Origin of the sequence: Mycobacterium sp. SMC-18, from assembly GCF_045310895.1 — a bacterium.
Classification (GTDB): Bacteria; Actinomycetota; Actinomycetes; order Mycobacteriales; family Mycobacteriaceae; genus Mycobacterium.
The window spans coordinates 77,459-96,697 of record NZ_JBJIAL010000019.1 but is presented as its reverse complement, the minus strand read 5'-3'; the positions used below and the strand labels follow the sequence as shown (position 1 = coordinate 96,697).

At 66.3% G+C, this 19,239-nt stretch carries 16 protein-coding genes and 2 pseudogenes; 8 read left to right on the top strand and 10 right to left on the bottom strand.

What is annotated here, in order from left to right; genetic code table 11:
- The 3 genes and pseudogenes from ACJH6J_RS18040 to ACJH6J_RS18030 all read left to right on the top strand — a co-directional run.
- Positions 1-111: pseudogene (locus tag ACJH6J_RS18040) on the top strand (IS481 family transposase); the annotation flags it as partial.
- A pseudogene (locus ACJH6J_RS18035) lies at positions 108-485 on the top strand (adenylate/guanylate cyclase domain-containing protein); the annotation flags it as partial. The pseudogenes ACJH6J_RS18040 and ACJH6J_RS18035, both read left to right, overlap by 4 nt.
- Positions 486-552: 67 nt before the next feature.
- On the top strand, positions 553-1,353 hold the full coding sequence (locus tag ACJH6J_RS18030; RefSeq protein ID WP_212812578.1) for a family 16 glycosylhydrolase: 801 nt from the start codon (positions 553-555) through the stop codon (positions 1,351-1,353).
- Here ACJH6J_RS18030 and ACJH6J_RS18025 read toward each other — a convergent pair whose 3' ends face one another.
- Positions 1,354-3,465: a heavy metal translocating P-type ATPase gene (locus ACJH6J_RS18025; protein WP_406804308.1), complete on the bottom strand. Its 2,112-nt coding sequence runs from the start codon at positions 3,463-3,465 to the stop codon at positions 1,354-1,356.
- Entirely contained in the window at positions 3,462-3,665 is a 204-nt protein-coding gene (locus ACJH6J_RS18020) for a cation transporter (RefSeq protein WP_061002753.1), read from the bottom strand. Before ACJH6J_RS18020 ends, ACJH6J_RS18025 begins: the two co-directional genes overlap by 4 nt.
- 97 nt (positions 3,666-3,762) lie before the next feature.
- Here ACJH6J_RS18020 and ACJH6J_RS18015 point away from each other — a divergent pair, with 97 nt between their 5' ends.
- The 3 genes from ACJH6J_RS18015 (at position 3,763) to ACJH6J_RS18005 (ending at position 5,145) form a co-directional block, all read left to right on the top strand.
- On the top strand, positions 3,763-3,975 hold the full coding sequence (locus ACJH6J_RS18015; protein WP_073696157.1) for a hypothetical protein: 213 nt from the start codon (positions 3,763-3,765) through the stop codon (positions 3,973-3,975).
- Positions 3,976-4,054: 79 nt separating this feature from the next.
- On the top strand, positions 4,055-4,606 hold the full coding sequence (locus tag ACJH6J_RS18010) for a hypothetical protein (protein WP_073696158.1): 552 nt from the start codon (positions 4,055-4,057) through the stop codon (positions 4,604-4,606).
- A gap of 65 nt (positions 4,607-4,671) precedes the next feature.
- Positions 4,672-5,145: a hypothetical protein gene (locus ACJH6J_RS18005; protein WP_073696159.1), complete on the top strand. Its 474-nt coding sequence runs from the start codon at positions 4,672-4,674 to the stop codon at positions 5,143-5,145.
- Between the two features lie 42 nt (positions 5,146-5,187).
- Here the strand turns inward: ACJH6J_RS18005 and ACJH6J_RS18000 are convergent, their stop codons facing one another.
- From ACJH6J_RS18000 to ACJH6J_RS17990, 3 genes are all read right to left on the bottom strand, one after another.
- A complete protein-coding gene (locus ACJH6J_RS18000) occupies positions 5,188-5,481 on the bottom strand; it encodes a WhiB family transcriptional regulator (protein ID WP_406804307.1) in 294 nt (97 codons plus the stop codon).
- 204 nt (positions 5,482-5,685) lie between these two features.
- Positions 5,686-7,059, bottom strand: coding sequence for a cytochrome P450 (locus ACJH6J_RS17995; protein WP_073696161.1), 1,374 nt, complete (start codon positions 7,057-7,059; stop codon positions 5,686-5,688).
- A 33-nt stretch (positions 7,060-7,092) separates the two neighbouring features.
- Positions 7,093-7,800 carry a dienelactone hydrolase family protein gene (locus ACJH6J_RS17990; RefSeq protein ID WP_073696162.1) on the bottom strand — a complete coding sequence of 236 codons (708 nt, stop codon included), beginning with the start codon at positions 7,798-7,800 and terminating at the stop codon, positions 7,093-7,095.
- A gap of 173 nt (positions 7,801-7,973) precedes the next feature.
- Between ACJH6J_RS17990 and ACJH6J_RS17985 the strand changes: the two genes are divergently transcribed.
- Positions 7,974-8,636, top strand: coding sequence for a TetR/AcrR family transcriptional regulator (locus ACJH6J_RS17985; RefSeq protein WP_142239613.1), 663 nt, complete (start codon positions 7,974-7,976; stop codon positions 8,634-8,636).
- Positions 8,637-8,699: 63 nt separating this feature from the next.
- On the opposite strand, the gene ACJH6J_RS17980 is transcribed toward ACJH6J_RS17985, so the two are convergent.
- Entirely contained in the window at positions 8,700-9,371 is a 672-nt protein-coding gene (locus ACJH6J_RS17980) for a class I SAM-dependent methyltransferase (protein ID WP_073696164.1), read from the bottom strand.
- Between the two features lie 531 nt (positions 9,372-9,902).
- Complete coding sequence (locus ACJH6J_RS17975) at positions 9,903-11,270, bottom strand: cytochrome P450 (protein WP_406804306.1); 1,368 nt, start codon at positions 11,268-11,270, stop codon at positions 9,903-9,905.
- Between the two features lie 231 nt (positions 11,271-11,501).
- Here ACJH6J_RS17975 and ACJH6J_RS17970 point away from each other — a divergent pair, with 231 nt between their 5' ends.
- Positions 11,502-13,625, top strand: coding sequence for an Rv1355c family protein (locus ACJH6J_RS17970; protein WP_406804305.1), 2,124 nt, complete (start codon positions 11,502-11,504; stop codon positions 13,623-13,625).
- Positions 13,626-13,651: 26 nt separating this feature from the next.
- Here the strand turns inward: ACJH6J_RS17970 and ACJH6J_RS17965 are convergent, their stop codons facing one another.
- The 3 genes from ACJH6J_RS17965 to ACJH6J_RS17955 form a co-directional block, all read right to left on the bottom strand.
- Positions 13,652-15,505, bottom strand: coding sequence for a putative bifunctional diguanylate cyclase/phosphodiesterase (locus ACJH6J_RS17965; RefSeq protein WP_406804304.1), 1,854 nt, complete (start codon positions 15,503-15,505; stop codon positions 13,652-13,654).
- Positions 15,506-15,601: 96 nt separating this feature from the next.
- Positions 15,602-17,497, bottom strand: coding sequence for an ABC transporter ATP-binding protein (locus tag ACJH6J_RS17960; RefSeq protein WP_406804303.1), 1,896 nt, complete (start codon positions 17,495-17,497; stop codon positions 15,602-15,604).
- The gene (locus ACJH6J_RS17955) at positions 17,494-19,227 is read right to left on the bottom strand and encodes an ABC transporter ATP-binding protein (RefSeq protein WP_406804302.1); all 1,734 of its coding nucleotides are present in this window, start codon (positions 19,225-19,227) and stop codon (positions 17,494-17,496) included. Before ACJH6J_RS17955 ends, ACJH6J_RS17960 begins: the two co-directional genes overlap by 4 nt.
- Positions 19,228-19,239 lie beyond the last annotated feature (12 nt).

Genomic DNA, 19,239 nt, shown 5'->3' with positions numbered 1-19,239 from the left:
GCCGAATACCCACGCTGGCTCCACACCTACAATCACCACCGCGGCCACACCGCACTCGGAGGCCACCCACCCGCCAGCCGCGTGCCTAACCTCTCAGGTCAGTACATCTAGCCGAGCCGCCGGTGCGGTTCGTCAAGACCATCGGGGACGAGGTCATGCTGGTCAGCGCTGAGCCGGTCCCGCTGCTGAACATGGTGCTGCAGCTCGTCGACGCGGCCGAGAAAGACGAATTCCTGCCGCGCCTCAAGGCGGGCATGGCGACGGGTCCGGCGGTGAGCCGGGCCGGTGACTGGTTCGGCCGGCCGGTCAACCAGGCCAGCCGGGTCACCGGAGTGGCCCGGCCCGGGTCGGTTCTGCTGGCTGAATCCGCACGTGAGGCAGTCGGCGACGCGCCTGATTTCGAGTGGTCTTTCGCCGGGGCACGACGGCTCAAAGGCATCCGTGACGAGGTGAAACTGTTCCGCGCCCGCCGCGGCGGGGAGTAGCCGCGGCACCGATGCCCCTCGTATACCGGCTTGCACGAAGGCCGAGACGCGGCTTACATGGGTAGGCATGCCAGACATTGATCGTCGCAGCATGCTGTCGATGGCGGGGCTGGGCCTGCTGGCCGCCACGCTTCCCAGGGCCGAGGCCCACGCTGATACGCCCGGAAAACTCATCTTCGAGGACAACTTCGACGGCCCTGCCGGATCGTCGCCCGACACCTCGAAATGGGAGATCGCGACGGCCCGTGAGTCGATGGAGAACCCGACGTATTGGGAGATGCCCGAACGCGTCGGCCAGTACCGGAATGACCGCAAGAACCTTTTCCTGGACGGCAAGTCCAACCTGGTGATCCGGGCGGCCAAGGACGGGAACACGTACTACAGCGGCAAGATTTTCGGCACCTTCAAGGCCGGCATCGGCCATACCTTCGAGGCCCGGATCAAGCTCAACTGCCTGACGCCGGGCTGCTGGCCAGCCTGGTATCTGGCCAACAACTCGCCCGGAATCGGCGGCGAGGTCGACATCATGGAGTGGTACGGCAACGGGAGCTGGGCCCACGGTACGACCGTGCACGTCAACCTCAATGGCGGCGAACATGTTTCGCACAACATCACGCCGGACAGTGCCTGGCACAACTGGCGGTGCCAGTGGGACGACGCCGGGCTGCGGTTCTGGCTGGACTACACCGACGGCGCGCAACCGTACTTCAATGTCCCGGCAAAGTCGTTGCCCAACTGGCACTTCAACGATCCTGGCTACACGCTGTTCCCGATCCTGGGCCTCGCCGTCGCCGGGTCCGGTGGCGGCGACCCGTCAGGGGGAACGTACCCGGCCGAGATGCTGGTCGACTGGGTGAAGATCTGGTAGTTACCTGTTCGGTTTGAAACTGCGGAGCCGCAGGCTGTTGCTCACGACGAACAGTGAGCTGAAAGCCATTGCCGCACTGGCGATCATCGGGTTCAGCATGCCCGCGGCCGCCAGCGGAATCGCCGCGACGTTGTAGGCGAACGCCCAGAACAGGTTGCCCTTGATGGTCTTGAGGGTGGCGCGGGACAGCCGGATCGCGTCGCCCGCCGCCCGCAGGTCGCCACTGACCAGGGTCAGGTCCGAGGCCTCGATCGCCACATCGGTGCCCGTGCCCATGGCCAGTCCCAGGTCGGCCTGGGCAAGGGCGGCAGCATCATTCACGCCGTCGCCGACCATCGCCACGACCCGGCCCTGATCCTGCAGGCGCTTGATCTCGTCGACCTTGTCCGCGGGCAGCACCTCGGCGATCACCGTCGCGATGCCGACTTCGGCGGCCACCGCGCCGGCCGCGCGGGCGTTGTCCCCGGACAGCAGGACCGCGGTCAGTCCCAGCTTCTCGAGGTCGGCAATTGCTTCGGCAGCAGTGTCTTTCACCTTGTCGGACACCACGATGACACCGGCTGTGGCGCCGTCGATCGCGACCCACACCGGGGTACGGCCTTCCGCCTCAGCCGTGTGCGCAACGTTCTCCAACTCCGGGGTGGCCGCCGTGGCCAGCCAGCTGTACCGCCCGACGGCGACCTCGTGACCGTCGACTACGCCAGTGACGCCGCGGCCGTCGTGGTTGACGAAGTCGGTGACCGCCGGCAGCGGCCCGTCGGCGGCGGCCCGGGTCGCGATGGCCTGGGCGATGGGGTGTTCGGATGCGTGCTCCAAGGCTCCGGCGAGCCGTAACACGTTGTCGGACTGGGCATGTACTGCCGCCACCGTCATCTTCCCGGTCGTCACCGTTCCGGTCTTGTCCAGCACGACGGTGTCGACCTTGCGGGTCGATTCGAGTACTTGCGGGCCCTTGATCAGGATGCCCAGCTGCGCGCCGCGGCCGGTGCCGACCAGCAGGGCCGTCGGTGTGGCCAGGCCCAGGGCGCAGGGGCACGCGATGATCAGCACCGAAACGGCCGCGGTCAGTGCGGCACTCACCGTGCCGCCGGCGACCAGCCAGCCGATCAGCGTCACCAGCGCCAGACCGATCACCACGGGGACGAAGACCGCCGACACCCGGTCGGCCAGACGCTGCACTTCGGCCTTGCCGCTCTGGGCGTCGGCCACCAGGCGCGCCATCTGGGCCAGTTGGGTGTCCGCGCCGACGCGGGTGGCCCGGACCTCGAGCCGACCACCGGCATTCACCGTGGCGCCGGCGAGTTGGTCACCGGGACCGACCTCGACCGGTACCGACTCGCCCGTCAGCATCGAGGCGTCGACTGCGGACGTCCCGCTGATCACCACGCCGTCGGTAGCGATCTTCTCGCCGGGACGGACGACGAAGGTGTCGCCGACTGTCAATTGTTCGATGGGAACCCGGATTTCGTGACCGTCGCGCAGTACCGCCACATCCTTGGCCCCGAGGTCCAGCAGTGCGCGCAGCGCGGCGCCCGATTGCCGCTTGGCGCGGGTCTCGAAGAACTTACCGGCGAGGATCAGCGTCGTGACGGTGGCGGCGACCTCGAGGTAGAGGTGGTCGCTGCCCATCGCCAGCATCCAAGCCGACCACAGGTACGACGTGAGCACACCGAGCGATACCAGGGTGTCCATGGTCGCCGCGCCATGTCGCAGGTTGGTCCACGCGGCGTGGTGCAGCGGCCAGGCGCCCCAGAAGACCACCGGGGTGGTGAGCGCCAGCGCCCACAGCGGCCAGTGCGGGAACTGCAGCGCCGGAATCATCGACAGCGCCAGTACGGGGATGGTCAGAGCCAGTGACACCAACAGCCGCGGCAGGTAGGCCGTTTCGGTGGGGGTGTCGGTCTTGTCGACGCTCGCGGTGTAGCCGGTGGCCTCGACGGCCGCGACCAGCTCGTCGGTGGTCACGCCGTCCGGGTAGGTGATGGCCGCCTGTTCGGTCGCGAAGTTCACGCTGGCGTGAACTCCGTCAATCCGGTTGAGCCGCTTCTCGATCCGGGCCGCGCATGACGAACACGTCATGCCGCCCACGGACAGCGTGACCGACGTGGTCATGCCGGTTGGACGACGTCGTATCCGGCGTCTTCGATCGCGGCGGCGACGGCGGCCCGGTCAGGCTCGCCGTCCACTCGTACGGTGCCGGCCTTCAGGTCCACCTCGACGCCCGTCACGCCGGGCAGCGGCTCGACAGCTGAGGTGATGGACGCGACGCAGTGTCCGCACGACATTCCCTGAACTTCAAGTACCTGACTCATGCCTGAAGTATATACCCATAGGGGGTATAGGTAGGTGTGTGATGTGGGTCTCGGTGTTGCCTCGTCATTTGGTCGTGCAGGGTGGCATCCTGGTTCCATGGCGCGCAAAGAAATTGACCCGATCCGGGCGAAGAGTGCCCTCGCGGTAGCGAAGGAACACCCGGGCATGCTGCTGTTCGTGGCGTCGCCGGTGATCGCCGCCATCGTGCTGGTCGGTGTCTTCGTGAGCCCGGGCTGGGCGGTGTTCCTGGCCTTGGTGGCGCTCGGGCTGGCCGTCTTCGGCGGTTCCGCGCTGTTGCGTAAGCGCTGACAGACCCACTCTTCCCGCACACGTTCGCCCCGGGTGAAACGCTGTTTCATTACAGATGTAACGGTGTAATCATGTAAGCATGAGGCAACGTCATTCTGGCCAGGACCGCCGCGGCGGCTGGCAACAAGCGCAGCAGCCCGACGCGGGCGACGCCGCCGACTGGTTCGCCGGTCGGCTCCCGGAAGAGTGGTTCGCCGGCGACCCGGACGTCACGGTGGACCGCGAGGAGATCATCGTCATCGGGCGACTGCCCGACCCGGAGAATCCCGAAACGGCCGCCCGGGCCTCCGGGCGGGTGGCGCGCTTCCGGGAGGAGACCCGGTCCGAGCGCATGCGGATCGCCGACGAGGCCGAAGCTCGCTACGGGCGCAAGGTGGCCTGGGGTGTATCGGTCGGGGAGTCGGAGCGAATCCTGTTCACCCACTTGGCCGTTCCGGTGATGACGCGGCTCAAGCAGCCGGAGCGGCAGGTGCTCGACACCCTGGTCGACGCCGGCGTGGCGCGCTCACGGTCCGATGCGCTGGCCTGGTCGGTCCGGCTGGTCGGTGAGCATGCCGAAGAGTGGCTCGCCAAACTGCGTGACGCCATGACGGCGGTCGACGATCTTCGCGCGGAGGGCCCGCAACTCTGATCAACCATTGACGTTCGCCGCCGCTCGGGTGCAGGCTCAAGGTACCGGCCCGATGGGAGCGCGTCATGAGCGATCGGTTGTTCAATTACATCGGCGAGATGCTGTGCGGCAGCCTGAATGCCGACCTCGCGTCGGCCCGTGTGCTGGCGCCGGGTGACTTCACGAAATTCCTCACGGATGACGTGCGGCTGCACGTCATCCAGGGACGGTTGGCGGCCGAGGAGTGGGGCACCGCCGAGCGGCACGGGCCGGTGCGGGTCCTGGCCACGCACGTCATCATCACCGAGCATGGGCTGCTGTACGCGGCCGAGGTCGGCGGTCCGAATCCCGGTTACTACCTGGCGGCGCCGCGGACCTTGCTGGAACCCGTCGCCGACCACATCGCCGACAGCCCACCGCCGTCGGGCACGGCCGCAGCCGTGGACTGCCGGCTGGACCACGACCTCGCGTCCATCTGGCAATTCGAGAGCGCGCTCCGGCACCGCCTTGAGTCCGATCCGGTCATCCGGGTCCAGCTGACGGCTGCGTTCGCGGCCTGAGGCATCGCGGGCTTCCCGGCGTCCCCGCAACGTCAATGCCTGTCACGCCGTATCGGCCATGGGCCTGCCGGGCGGGCCGGCGAGCGCGGCCACGGCCCGCAGCTGCCGCAGGGCGAACGTGCGGGCGCGACCGCCCTCGGGCACATTCACGCCGGCGACCACGCCCGAGATGCCCGGGGTGCTGATGGCTTCGCCGGCGCAGCGCCGGCGGCGCGGGCACCCGCGGCACAACGCCTTGACTTCGGCGTCATCGCCGGGGCTGACCCACCGGTCCGGGTCGGACATGCACGGCGGCAGCTGCAGCGGAACAGCTGGTGTCTGCAGTGGCGCAGCCAATTTCTCCCTCCCCGACAGTGACGACGCGAGACCGCCCTGGACTCGTGTGGTTCCCCCAAACCTGAGCAGCGCGGCGTTCTTCGCGGTTCCACGTGCAAATATAGTCATATTGCAGACAAGGTGTCTAATATTGTCCAGCGATATGGGTGAACCGTGCGCGGTGACCGCGCGGGCGGTGCCAGCCGTCGACCATGCCGGCCAGGCTCATGACCGACGGTGCGCCACCGCCGGGATCGGGGCGCCCGCGACCATCGTGAACGGCACCGCAAGCGGGAAATCCTCTGTCAGGGACTCGATTTCAACGGCGCGCACGATCGTGGCCAAGGCGAGAGTGGCTTCCAGAACGGCGAAATGATCTCCGATGCACGTCCGCGCGCCGGCGCCGAACGGAATGTAATGCCACCGGTCGCGGGCGCTGACGTTCTCGGGGCCGAACCGGTCGGGGTCGAATGTCAGCGGGTCCGGCCACAGCTTCGGGTCGCGGTGCATGCCGAAGATGCCCACCAGAACCATGTTGCCGGATTCGATCTTGTAGCCGTCAACGGCGATGTCCCGCAAGGCAGTACGGCCGGCGACCACCACCGGTGGGCACAGGCGCAGCGCTTCGCGCAGGACCTGGGTGGTGTATTCGAGCCGGGGGACGTCCTCGTGGGTGAGGTCATGATCGCCGATGGCCGCGACCTCTTCGGCAACCCTGCTCTGGATCTCGGGGTGGCGTCCCAGCGCCCACAAGGCGTACGCGATGGTGGTCGCTGTGGTGTCGTGGCCGGCGACCATGAATGCAATGAGGTCGTTGCAGATGTCCAGGTCCGAGAGCGCGTGGCCGGTCTCGGGGTCGGTCGCGGCGATCAGGGCGTGAACCAGGGGAGCGTCGCGGGTCGGGTCGGCGCGGCAGGATTGGAGGACCTCTCCGGCGAGCCGCCGCAGCGTCGCGGTGGCGGCCCGGGCGCGGCGCCGTGCCGGGGTGGGCAGCCACCACGGGGCGCGCACGGGCCGCATGCCGCGATCGGCCACGTAGGCCAGCGCGATGTTGAGGGGGTCGGCCAGAGCTTCGGCGCGATCGTCCAGATCGATTCCGAGCACCGAGCGTCCCAGGACGCGCATGGTCAGTCGGCGCGCTTCGGCGTCGAGATCGAGTTGGGCACCGTCTGGCCAACTGTTGCTGATGGCGGCTGCCGCGTCGGACATGTGGGTGCCGAATGCGGCGACCCGGTGCCGCGTGAAGACCGGCTGCAGAGTCCTCTTGCGTGCCCGCCAGGGCAGGTTGGGCAGGTCTGCGAGATTGTCCCCGAGAAGCCGCCGCATTTCGTGATGCACCAGTGTGCGATCGCAGGCATCGTTGTTGCGCGCCAGTACATCTCGGGCACCTTCGGGTGACATCACGAACACGATGCTGGGCCCCAGCCAGCGCGGCCCGAGTCCCACTCGGGTGATGCTGGCGCCTGCGGCCTCGCGCAGTGCCACCTGTCCGTAGTGGTTCTGCCGGGCCCATTTCATCCGTTCGCCGACCGGCAGCGGGTTCATGGGGACCAGGGGCAGCTGGTCAGGGTCCGGCAGGGCGTCGTTGTGGTCGGCCATCCTGGTGAACGTGCCCTTCTGCCGGGTGCGAGGTTATGCCAGATGCTTTTCGAGAAAGTCTGTCATGCGTTTCCAGGCGTCTTCGGCTTCGTCGGCGAAGTAGGACAGCCCGACCGCGCTTTCGATCTTGCGCATCGCCGGTGGGAGCCGCCAGTCGTTCATGAAGCTGTGGCCGACGTTCGGATATTCCTTGATGTCTCGTGGCACATTGCCCTCGGCGAGTGCGGATTCAAGTCTGGCGGCGCTACCGCGGGGCACGATGCGGTCTTTGGCGCCGAAACTGGCGACGACGGGACACGATTCTTTCAGCGGTTCGAGATCACGTGGTAGCACACCGTAGTTCGGTGCACTGGCATCGAACAGTCCCCCCGGGGACAGTTGAACGACGAATTGTGCGCCCATGCAGAAGCCCACCAGTCCGACCTTCCCGGTGCAGCGTGCGTCGGCGAGGAGGTGGTCGCGGGCGGCGATGATTGCTTGCTGGGCGCTGCCCCGACCGACGACGGCTGCGTACATGGTGCTGAGCATGCACTTGATCTTTGGTCCGCGGCCGTAGAGGCCGGGGACCAGAGTGAGATAGCCGTTGTCCGCGAGTCGTTCTGCGGTTCGACGCAGGTCAGCGGTCATTCCGAGGACGTCCTGGACGACCACCACTGCCGGCCACGGACCAGTGCCGGCCGGCACTGCCAGGTACGCGGGTACGGGGTCGCCGGTGTGATCGAGGTAGCTGATGTCGGGCATGGGTCGCTATCGAGTCCGGGCGGCGGCGGAAGCTGGGGGATGGGGTGTTTGCTGTGCCGCCATTTCTCGCAGCTCCTTCGCCTCTTGATATACTTGTTTTGGCTAGTACGATAGTTTTATATTGTTTGCCGGTATGCCTGTATTCTCCCATGAGATGGCTGTATGGTCGATGTGTGGCAGAGACCCGCTTATTTCCGTTCAAGCCGCCGGCTCCGCCAGAGCCGTCCACTGAGGACAGGATTCTCGACGCCGCATTGACGGTGTTCGCGCTTCATGGCATCACCGCGACGACGTTCAAGATGATCGCCGAACAAGCAGGGGTTTCGGTAGGTGCCGTGCAGCACCACTTCCACACCAAAGCGGATTTGACCGCAAAAGTGGACAACTACGTCTTGCAGGTTCTCGGCGAAGGCCTGGAGCCGGAGATGATGCCGAAAGAGGACGCCCTCGAGGAGGCCGGCCGGCGCATGACGCGCCTGATCGAGACTCATCCGCGTGTCATGGACTATGTCGGGCGCGCACTCGTTGAGATCGATTCGGATTCAACGATCGGTGAAGTGATCTTCGATGGGTTGACCGGAATCAGCGAGGCGCAGGGCAGGCAGTTCGTCGAGCGCGGTGAAGTCCTGGGCGACCTGGACTACAAATGGCTGATTCTCATTCCGCTGATCTTGCGCGTCGGCCCCATGATCCTGCGCCGCCATATCGAGCGGTATCTGGGCGAGCCGTTCTACACCGGCGAGCAATTGGAACGCTGGGATAGCACCGTCACCGGTCTGTTGCGTCACGGCGCCTTCCGGTCGAAGGCCCAGAACCCGACCGAGACCCCTGGCTGAACCGCGCTCCATGACTCGACCGCTGCGCTGAATAATCCAGCGCAGCAGTGAGTTCCGATTCGCCTACGGCTTGCGCGCCGCGAGCAGCAGCGCCGGAAGCTGGGCAACTCCGTTCTCATCGGTGGGGAAGTTGCGTTCCGGATGTCCCGGAAATTCCGGTGGTTTCACCGCGACGAGCGCCGGGTGCAACGTGATGTCGGACCAGTATTTGCCCACCGCCGCGGTGACTTCGGCTTCGGTCACCAAGTTGGGGATCGGGAATGGGGAGTCGGGCGGGATCGCTTCGGTGGTGAAGACCAACAGGTACAGCGCAGCGCCGCTGTCGGCGGCGTCGTAGATCCCGCGCATGTAGTCGTCGCGCCCATCGACGGGCAAGGAGTGGAACAGCGTGCAGTCGAGCACCGTGCTGAACCGTTGCGTCAAGCCGACAGCGTCGAGGTGTCGCAGATCGCCTTGCAGGAAGCGAACGTTCGACAGTCCGTGCTGCGCTGCGGCGTCTTCGGCGGCTGCGATGGCAACGGCGGAGATGTCGACGCCGGTGACGTCGTAGCCGCGTGCGGCGAGTTCCAGCGCGGTGTCGCCGACGCCGCAACCGGCGTCCAGGACGGGGCCGTGCATTTTTCCCTGGTCAATCAAGGTCAGGATCTCTGGTTGTGGCGCCCCGATGTTCCACGGCGGTGGCCCCATGAACAGTTCGCCCTGGTATGCCTTGTCCCAGTCCATCACTTCGCCCATGGCCAGAGCGTAGCGCCATGCCGCTGGGCGCCGGCAGTGCAAACCTTTCCGCATTGGCCCTGGTGTGGCCATGGCTGCCGGGATTCGTCGACCTCGCGTCGTGATCAGGCCCAGGCTGATTGCGGGTTCGGTTGGTCGACAACTGAATTCGGGCGCGCCTGCATCAGGTGAGACGGTCTGCGGACACCGTGGGAACCGGCTTCGCGTAACCGTGCCCGTGCACCTTGTCCCGCTGCAGCAGACCGTCTCGGTACATCGATTTGGAGCGTCAATTGCTGCATATTGTCGATGGTTACTGTTGTATCGCTGTACGTGCAGTATGTATTGTCGTCGACGTGTGGAGGGTGATTCGCGACGTCCGAGGGGCGGCCGACATCACCTCGGTGGCGCGGCCATGACCAGGCGCGGAATGAGTACGACTGCGCTTGAGGCCGGCGCTCAGTGACAAAAGCGGCAGTGCTGGTCGATGTCGAGGGGTCATCGACCGGCACTGCTGTCTGACGGGCCTCTCGATCAGCAGGCCTGGGCGGTTCAGCGGAGCTTGATCCTGGCGGGAATCGGGCCGCCGGCAACAACGGTGAACGGTGCGGCCGTGGGGAATTCGTCTTCGAGAGAAGTGATTTCAGCACGACGCTCGATGGTGGCCAACGCGAGTGTGGCCTCCAGCATCGCGAAATGATCCCCGATGCATCCTCGAGGCCCACCGCCGAACGGGACATACTGCCAGCGGTCACGACTCTTCGAGGCTTCCTCGGTGAACCGGTCGGGGTCGAACCGCAACGGGTCTGCCCACAACGTCGGGTCCCGTTGAACAGACATCCGGCCGACAACCAGCATCGTCCCGGCTGGAATCCGATAGCCGGCCACCTGGACGTCCCGCATCGTCATACGCGATCCGGTCGCACCCGGCGGGCACAACCGCATCGCCTCTTTGAGCACCTGAACGGTGTATCCGAGCCGAGGAACGTCGTCGGGGGTGAGCCGACCGGCACCGAGTGCGGCGACCTCGGCGGCGACGCGGTCCTGAATATCAGGGTTACGCCCCAGCTGCCACAGGGCATACGAGATCGACGTCGCCGTCGTGTCATGTCCGGCGAAGATGAAGATGATCAACTCATCAGCAATCTCGTTGTCCGTCAGAGGCTTTCCGGTATCCGGATCCCTGGCCGCGATGAGCTGCTGCACCAGCGGTGCGCTTCGGGCCGGATCGGCCTTGCACGCTCGGACGATGTCGAGGGCCGCCGTGCGCAACGTGGCTGCCGCTCTGCGTGCCCGCCGACGTGCGGGCGTCGGGAGCCAATGGGGCGCCCGCACCGGGCTGATGGCGCGCGAGACGGCATAACTGACCGCCTCCCGCATGGGTGCGGACAACGAATCGTTGTTGCTGGTGACGTCAAGGCCCAGCACCGAGTGCCCCAATGCGCGCATGGTCAGCTTGCGCGCCTCGACGTCCAGGTCGATCTCGCTACCGTCCTGCCAAGCGTCACAGACCGATTCGGTTGCCTTCGACATGTGGCCGCCGAACGTGTTGACCGACTGTTTGGTGAACACCGGTTGCAGCGTGCGGCGACGCGGCTTCCACTGCTCGAACGGCGTGACGAACAGGTTGGGGCCGAGGAGACGCTGCATCTCCACGGTCACGCCGGCGGTTTTGTCGATCGAACTGTCACGGCAGGAAACGACGTCGCGGATGCCCTGTGGGGAGGTGACGACCACCAGAGGTGGCATCAGCCACCGGGGCGCCAACCTGAAGCGCGTCACGGGACCGCCCGCATCGCGCAAGATATCCGTACCGGTGTGAAAACTGCGGCACGCCGCCAGGCGCTCTTTGTATGGCAGTGGGTTCAGCGGCGGTAGCGGCAACGATGCGACATCTCGCATGTCCGACGACACCGCCATGACGATCCCTCCCCGGAATACAATGCGCGTCTACGCAACTGGCGAATTCGCCACCATAGCACCGTTGCAAACGGTAATGACCAATTGCGTGGTCGATCCTGGTTTGACGAATCGTCTTGCTAATGCGCGGTTTACGCTCCAAGATTAGCCGATGGTGAAAGTGCCGAAAAAGGGTGACTCCAAGCGTGGCGCCCGCCGGCACAGCACGATTCCCAGAATTGGGAGCCGATAATGCATCAAACTGATCCGGATGAATATCGTCCGCAAATTCTGGACCCCAGGGATTCGGCTGACGCGACCGTTCTCGATCGGCTTCGATCCGAACCCCATGTCCAGACCCTCGATCACCACGGCACCGAGCTGGACAACCTGCGCAGGCTGCGCCCCGAACCCGCCGCGGCGCTGTTGGACGAACCGGGCCGGTGGGTCTGGTACCCGTGGCGGCGCACCCTGGTCTCGATACCCGGCCCGCGGGGTTTCAAGGCACTGCGCCTGGACCGCAATCGCAACGCCGTCACCGTCGAAGAACAGAGTCGCCTGGCCGAACTCACCGTCGGTGTCGCCGGCCTGAGCGTCGGTCATGTCATTGCCCACACGCTGGCGCTCCAAGGCCTGTGCGGGCGCCTGCGGCTGGCCGATTTCGACCGCGTCGAGCTGTCCAATCTCAACCGGATACCGGCCACCGTGTTCGATCTCGGGATCAACAAGGCGGTCGCGACGGCACGCCGGATCGCCGAACTCGACCCCTACCTGCCCGTCGAGGTCTTCCATCAAGGCCTGACCACCGACACCGTCGACGACTTCCTCGACGGCCTCAATGTCCTTGTCGAAGAATGTGATTCGCTCGACATCAAGGCTGTCGTGCGCGTTGCCGCCGGGCACCGGCGCATCCCGGTGCTCATGGCCACCAGTGACCGCGGCATCGTCGACGTCGAACGCTTCGACGACGAGCCAGGCCGGCCGATCCTGCACGGACTCCTGGGCCCGCTCGACATCGGCTTGCTGCCCGGCATGAGCAGCAAGGAGAAGATTCCGCACATCCTGCGCCACCTGGAAGCCGAGAAGCTCTCACCGCGCACCGCGGCGTCGCTGATCGAGCTGGACCGCACGCTGGCCACCTGGCCGCAGGTGGCGTCCGAGGTCATCATCGGTGCGTCAGCGGTCGCCGAAGCCGTGCGGCGCATCGGGCTCGGCGAGGAACTGCGCTCGGGCCGGACCCGCATCGACGTCGGCTCGTCCCTCGACCAGCTCGCCGAACCGGCGATGGCCGCGCCGCGACCCACCACACCGCCGCAGCAGCCATTGACCCCCGCCGGCGTCACCGGGCTGATCGCGATCGCCGCGATGCGCGCCCCCTCGGGCGGCAACATTCAGCCGTGGTCGATCGAAGCCGGCGAAGATGAGATCGCCATCAGCCTTGCCCCGCAATACAGTCCGACCATCGACGTCGGGTTCCGGGGCGGTGCCGTTGCGATCGGCGCAGCGGTGTTCAATGCCCGGGTGGCCGCCGCCCACCATGGCGTCCTCGGGCCGGTCACCTTCGACGAGCACCCGGGCGGGTCGCCGCTGCAGGCGACGCTCCGGTTCGGCGCGGAGCGCTCCCAGGACCTTGCGAACCTGTATGGCCCGGTGCTCGCGCGCGAGACCAACCGGGGCAAAGGCACCGCCGCGCCCCTCTCCGACGCCGTCGCCGGCGCGTTGACCGCGGTCGCCGAACGTGAAGGCGGCCACCTGCGACTCATCGCCGCACCCGATGAGATCGATTCCGCTGCAAAGATTTTGGGTACTTCCGACCGGATCAGGTTCCTCACCCCGCACCTGCACCAGGAGATGATCGCGGAGCTGCGCTGGCCCGGCGATCCCGACCCGGACGCCGGGATCGACGTGCACAGCCTCGGTTTGGACGATGGTGGTCTGATCCTGCTCGAGCTGCTGCGCCGGCCCGAGGTCATGGCCCAACTGGCCGACTGGAACGCCGGCGATGCGCTGGGTGACGACATGCGTGACCGGGTGCGCGCAAGTTCGGCGCTGGCCGTCATCACTGTCACCGGCGGCACCCTGCGCGACTACGCAGCCGGTGGCTCAGCCGTGGAAGCTGTTTGGGTACATGCACAACAGCACGGCCTGGCCGTGCAACCGGTTTCTCCGGTGTGGCTGTTTGCGCAGGACACCACCGACCTCACCAAGCTCTCGGCGCGCTTCGCAGACGAACTCGGCAGACTGCAACGCGAATTCATCGACCTGGCGGGCGCCGGCGCGGACGAAAGGATCGCGCTGATCCTGCGACTCACCACCGCCGCTCCGTCTGCGGTGACCAGCCGGCGCAGCGCCGACCGGATTCGGCTACCCCAGTAGCCTTCGAGTTCTCCAGCGCAGACTTTTCATGCGGCGGGGGTGCGCAGCGTCGGCGCTTTCAAGAGCTCCTCCATGCCGTTCGCGTCAACCGGACCTGACACCAGAAGCCCTTGTGCGCGGCGGTAACCCATGGCGATGAGTCGTTCTGCGGCGGACTCGGTCTCCAGCCCGTCGGCGGTCAATTCAAGGCCGAATGCGTCGGCCAGGACGGCGATCGACTGGACGAACAGCGCGTTCTCGCCGTCGTGATCGAGCGTCTGGACAAACGCGCGGCCGACTTTCAACGAATCGATGGGCAGCTCTTTCAAACTGGGCAGGAAGCTGTACCCGGTGCCGAAGTTGTCCAACGCGAGGTGCACTCCGATGTCCTTGAGCGCCTGCAGAATCTGGCCACAGCGTTGGGCCTCGGTGACAAGCAGGTCTTCCGGTAGTTCCAGGCACAGCGAAGCCGCCGGAATGTCGAACTTGGCCAGCGTCGCGGCGAGATGTTCGGTGAACCCGTCGGTCACCACTTGGGCGGGGGACAGCTTCACCCGGAGCATGACGTTCTGTGCCAACCCCTTGATTCGCCAACGCTGGAATTGCTCGCAGGCCAGTCGCAGGACCTCGCGCCCTACGGCGCCGCCGAAATTGGTGGCTTCGGCGGTCGGCATGAACTCCTCGCGGATCAACAGCCCGCGGGTGGGGTGGTTCCACCGGACCACCGCCTCCATCGCCACGAGTCGTCCGGTACGGAGATCAACCTCGGGCTGGTAATGGAGAAACAGTGCGCCGTTGTCGACGCAGTCCTGCAGGTGCACTTCGATGTCGGTCTGGAGCGAATGCTGCGCCGCCAGTTCGTCGCTGAACGCGATCACCGTGTTGCCGCCGGCGGCCTTCGCGGCGGTCAGCGCGTGTTCGGCAAATCTGAGCAGGTCGGATACGGAGTCGGTTCCTGGAATCCCCACGGCGACGCCGATACTCACTCGGTGCCTGATGTAGGACGAGCCGAGCATCAGTCGAGCTGCCAACGTCTCGCGTAGCTGTTTGGCGTATGCGTACGCATCTGCGAGTGAGGTGGGCGCGTTGAGCACCGCGATGATCTCGTCCCCGCCGAGACGGGCGAGAAAGGCCGTGTCTGCCGCGTGTTCGCGTAACCGTTGCGTGAGTTCGACGAGAACCCGGTCCCCGGTCTCGTGACCGAGCAGGTCGTTGACCGCTTTGAGGTGATCGGGATCGATGTAGAGCGCCGCAACCGGTCCCGGCTGACCTGCCGCAAGCCGGTGTTCGAGATGCTCGAGCAGACTTCGGCGGTTGCGCAGGCTCGTCAGGTCATCATGCTCGGCAAGGTGCTGGACCGATGCGAGCGTCTCAACCCGGACTTTGACGTGGGCGAACATGGTGGCGATGACTTTCAGCGCCGTGATCTCCTCGTCCGACCATTGCCGGTCGCCGTACTTGATGAAACCCAGTGAGCCCGTTGTGACGAACCCTGCCGGTGCCGTCTTGTCGGTGACGTTCATCGGCACTGCGGCGATCGAGACAACGGGCACGGTGGTGCCTTCTTCGATGCGCTGCTGGTATTCGTCGGGCTCGGCCCCGGGTCGCAGGATGACGGGTTCTGCGATGTGCTCGGCCATCGCGAAGACCGGGTCGGCGTCCTTGAAGTAGACGATTCCGAGCGGGTCGGGGTCCGGGATGTAGGTGCGGATCGGCCATTGCGCGATCAGGATCGTCGCGCCGATGGTGTGATCGTTGTGCCGCAGAAACGCCACGTCCAGCCCGAAATGGGCCGCCACGTCGGTCAACGCCTGCTCGCTGGCTGCGACGTAGTTGCCCGCGTCGGCCGCCATCAGGGTATGGGCGACCCCCTCGACAAGCTCGTTGAGGGCACTCAGCACTTCATTACGGTAGCCAACAAATCGGGCAGGTGGTGAGCTTGTCGCCGGTTAGGTCTCAAACCGCGTGCCCGCAACCGGTAGGGCGACGGCGCTGGTTCAGGCCTGCAACATCTCCCAGTACGCCCCGCGGCGCTCGATCAGCTCGTCATGGGACCCGCGCTCGACGATCCGTCCGGCCTGGACCACCAGGATCAGGTCCGCGTCGCGGATGGTGGAAAGCCGGTGCGCGATAATGAAACTCGTCCGGTTGCGGCGCAGTTCGGCGGTGGCTTGGGCGATGAGCAGCTCGGTGCGGCTGTCGACGGAACTGGTGGCCTCGTCGAGGATCAGCAGCAGTGGTTGCCGCAGCAGCGCCCGGGCGATGGTGATCAGCTGCTTCTCTCCGGCGCTGATGTTCACGCCGTTCTCGCCCAGCCGGGTCTGGTACCCGTTCGGCAGTGTGTGCACGAAATGGTCGACGCGCGCGGTGCGGGCAGCCGCGATCACCTCGGCCTCGGTGGCGTCCGGGCGGCCGTAGGCGATGTTGTCGTAGATGGTGCCGCCGATCAGCCAGGTGTCCTGCAACACCATGCCGATGCGTGACCGCAGCTCGGCGCGGCTCATCGTCGCGATGTCGTGACCGCCCAGCAGGATTCGGCCGGAATCGGGCTCGTAGAACCGCATCAGCAGGTTCACCAGTGTGGTCTTGCCGGCGCCGGTCGGCCCGACGATCGCGACGGTGGTGCCCGGTTCGGCGACGAGCGACAGCTCCTCGATGACGGGAGTTCCGGCGGTGTAGGAGAAGTTGACCCGCTCGAACTCCACCCGGTCCGGTGCGTGCGACACCCGCGCCGGAGCCGCCCCGGCCATCCCCGCGGGCTCTTCGTCGGCGTCCAGGAATTCGAAAACCCGCTCGGCGCTGGCCATCCCGGACTGCATGGTGTTGTACATCGACGCGATCTGGGTCAGTGGCTGATTGAACTGCCGCACGTACTGGATGAACGCCTGAATGCTGCCGAGGCTGATCTGCCCGGTCGCCACCTGGATGCCACCGACAACGGCGACCCCGACATAGCTGATGTTGCCGATGAACGTCGTGATGGGCGAGACCAGTCCGGACAGCGACTGCGCACCGAAACTCGCCTGGTACAGCTCGTCATTCAGCGCGCGGAACTTCTCCTCGGCCAGTGCCCGGTGCCCGAACGTCTTGACCACGGTGAAGCCGCTGTAGGTCTCTTCGATGTGGGCGTTGAGGCGGCCGGTGCCCTGCCACTGCGCCATGAACTGTTGCCGCGACCGCTTGGTGATGAGTCGCGTCGCGAGCAGGGTGAAAGGCACTGTGAGCACGGTGATCAACGCCAGCAGCGGCGAAATCCAGATCATCGCCGCCAGCACCGTCACCACCGTCAGCGCCGAGGTCAGCAGTTGACTGACGGTGATGGTCAGAGACGTCTGGACGTTGTCGATGTCGTTGGTGACGCGGCTGAGAATCTCCCCGCGGGGCCGGGAGTCGAAGTAGGACAACGGCAGTCGGTGAACCTTGTCCTCGACGTGGGCGCGCAGTGTGAACATGGTGCGCTGCACGATCGTGTTGAGCAGTCGCGCTTCGGCCCACACCATCAGCGCCGAACCGAGATACAGCAGCAGCGCGTACGTCAGTACATGACCGATCGCGGTGAAGTCGACGCCCTGTCCCGGAACCACGCCGGACCCGGCGAGCAGATCGGCAAAAGTGTTGTCGCCGCGGGCCCGGGCCGCCGCCACCGCCTGCTCGCGGCTCATGCCCGCCGGCAGGCCGCGCCCCAGCACACCGTTGAACAAGAGGTCGGTGGCATGGCCCAGGATGCGTGGTCCGATCACGCCGACGGCGATCCCGGCGATCCCCAACAGCATCACCACGGCAACCCTGGCGCGTTGCGGCGCCAGCTGTTTCACCAACCGCAGTGCCGTGCCGCGGAAGTTCTCGGACCGTGAACCGGACGCCAGCATCGCGGCTGACGGCGGCCGGGTCACGCCACGTCTCCGGCCGCCACGGCCTGCGAATCCGCGAATTCGCGGTACACCGGGCACGACTGCAGCAGTTCGTCGTGGCTGCCGGTGCCGACCACGTGGCCGTTGTCCAGAACGACGATCTGATCGGCGCTGACGACCGTCGAAAGACGCTGGGCGACAATGACCACCGTGGCATCGGCGGCCGCCGCCGACAACGCCGCCCGCACCCGGGCGTCGGTGTGGACATCCAGGGCCGAGAAGGCGTCGTCGAACAGATACACCGCCGGCCGCCGGACCACGGCACGGGCGATGGCCAGGCGCTGCCGCTGTCCGCCGGAGAAGTTCATGCCGCCCTGGGCGACAGGCATGGCGAGGCCCTCGGGGTGGTCCGCCACGAAATCGGCCGACGCCACACCCAGCGCCGCCCACATCTCGTCTTCTGTCGCATCGGCTTTCCCGAACCGCAGGTTGTCGGCGACCGTGCCGGAGAACATGTGCCCGCGCTGCGGCACGACTCCGATCGTCGACCACAACTGCTCGGGGTCGTAATCCCGTACGTCGACGCCGTCGACCGACACGGAGCCGGAGGTGACGTCGTACATCCGGCACAGCAATGCCATCAGCGTCGACTTGCCGGAACCCGTCGACCCCACGATGGCTGTCACCGTGCCCGGACGGGCGGTCAGCGAAACGCCGTGCAGCACTGGATCGTCGGCGCCGGGGTAGCCGAATGTGGCTGCCGTCACCTGGATTTCCCCGCGCCGCACCTCCGGCGTCACGGGAGAATCGGGCGCCACGATGGTTGGCTCGGTGGCGAGCACAGCGGCGATCCGCTCGGCGCACACCGATGCCCGCGGCAGGATCACCAGCACGATCGTCACCATCAGCACAGCCATCAGGATCTGCATGAAGTACGACAGGAAAGCGATCAGCGAGCCGACTTCCATCTGGCCGTGGTCGATGCGGATGCCGCCGAACCAGATCACCGCGACGCTGGACAGGTTCACCACGAGCGTCGTCGCGGGCAGCATCAGCGCCTGCCAGCGGCCGACCGTCATGGTGGTGTCGGTCAGGGCGTGGTTGGCGGCGGAGAACCGGTCGCGTTCGGCGTCCTCCCGGGAGAAGGCCCGGACCACGCGGATACCGGTGAGCTGTTCGCGCAGCACCCGGCCCAAGTTGTCGATCAACCGCTGCATGCGGCGGAACAGCGGCAGCAGCCGCGAGATGATCAGGTAGTTGCAGATCGCCATCACCGGCACACTGACCAGCAGCAGCCAGGACAGGCCGGCGTTCTGGTGCACGGCCATGGCGATGCCGCCGATGCTCATGATCGGTGCGGTGATCAACATGGTGCAGGTCATCTGCACCAGCACCTGAATCTGCTGAACATCGTTGGTGGTGCGGGTCATCAGCGTCGGCGCCTCGAACCGCGCGGCTTCGGCGTTGGACCAGCCGAGCACCTGCCGGAACACCGCCCACCGCAGGTCCCGGCCGAAACCCATGCCGGCGCGCGAACCGAAATAGACCGCGCCGATCGCGCACAGCACCTGCACCGCACTGACACCGAGCATGACGCCGCCGAGTCGCCCGATGACGGCGGTGTCACCGCGGGCGACGCCGTGGTCGATGATGCGGGCGTTGAGCGTCGGCAGGTACAGCGAGGCCAGCGTGCTGATCAGTTGCAGCGTCGCCACCACCGTCAGCTGCCGCCGATACGGCCTCGTGTACTGCCGCAGCAGTGCCCAGAGCATGCGGTTACTGTG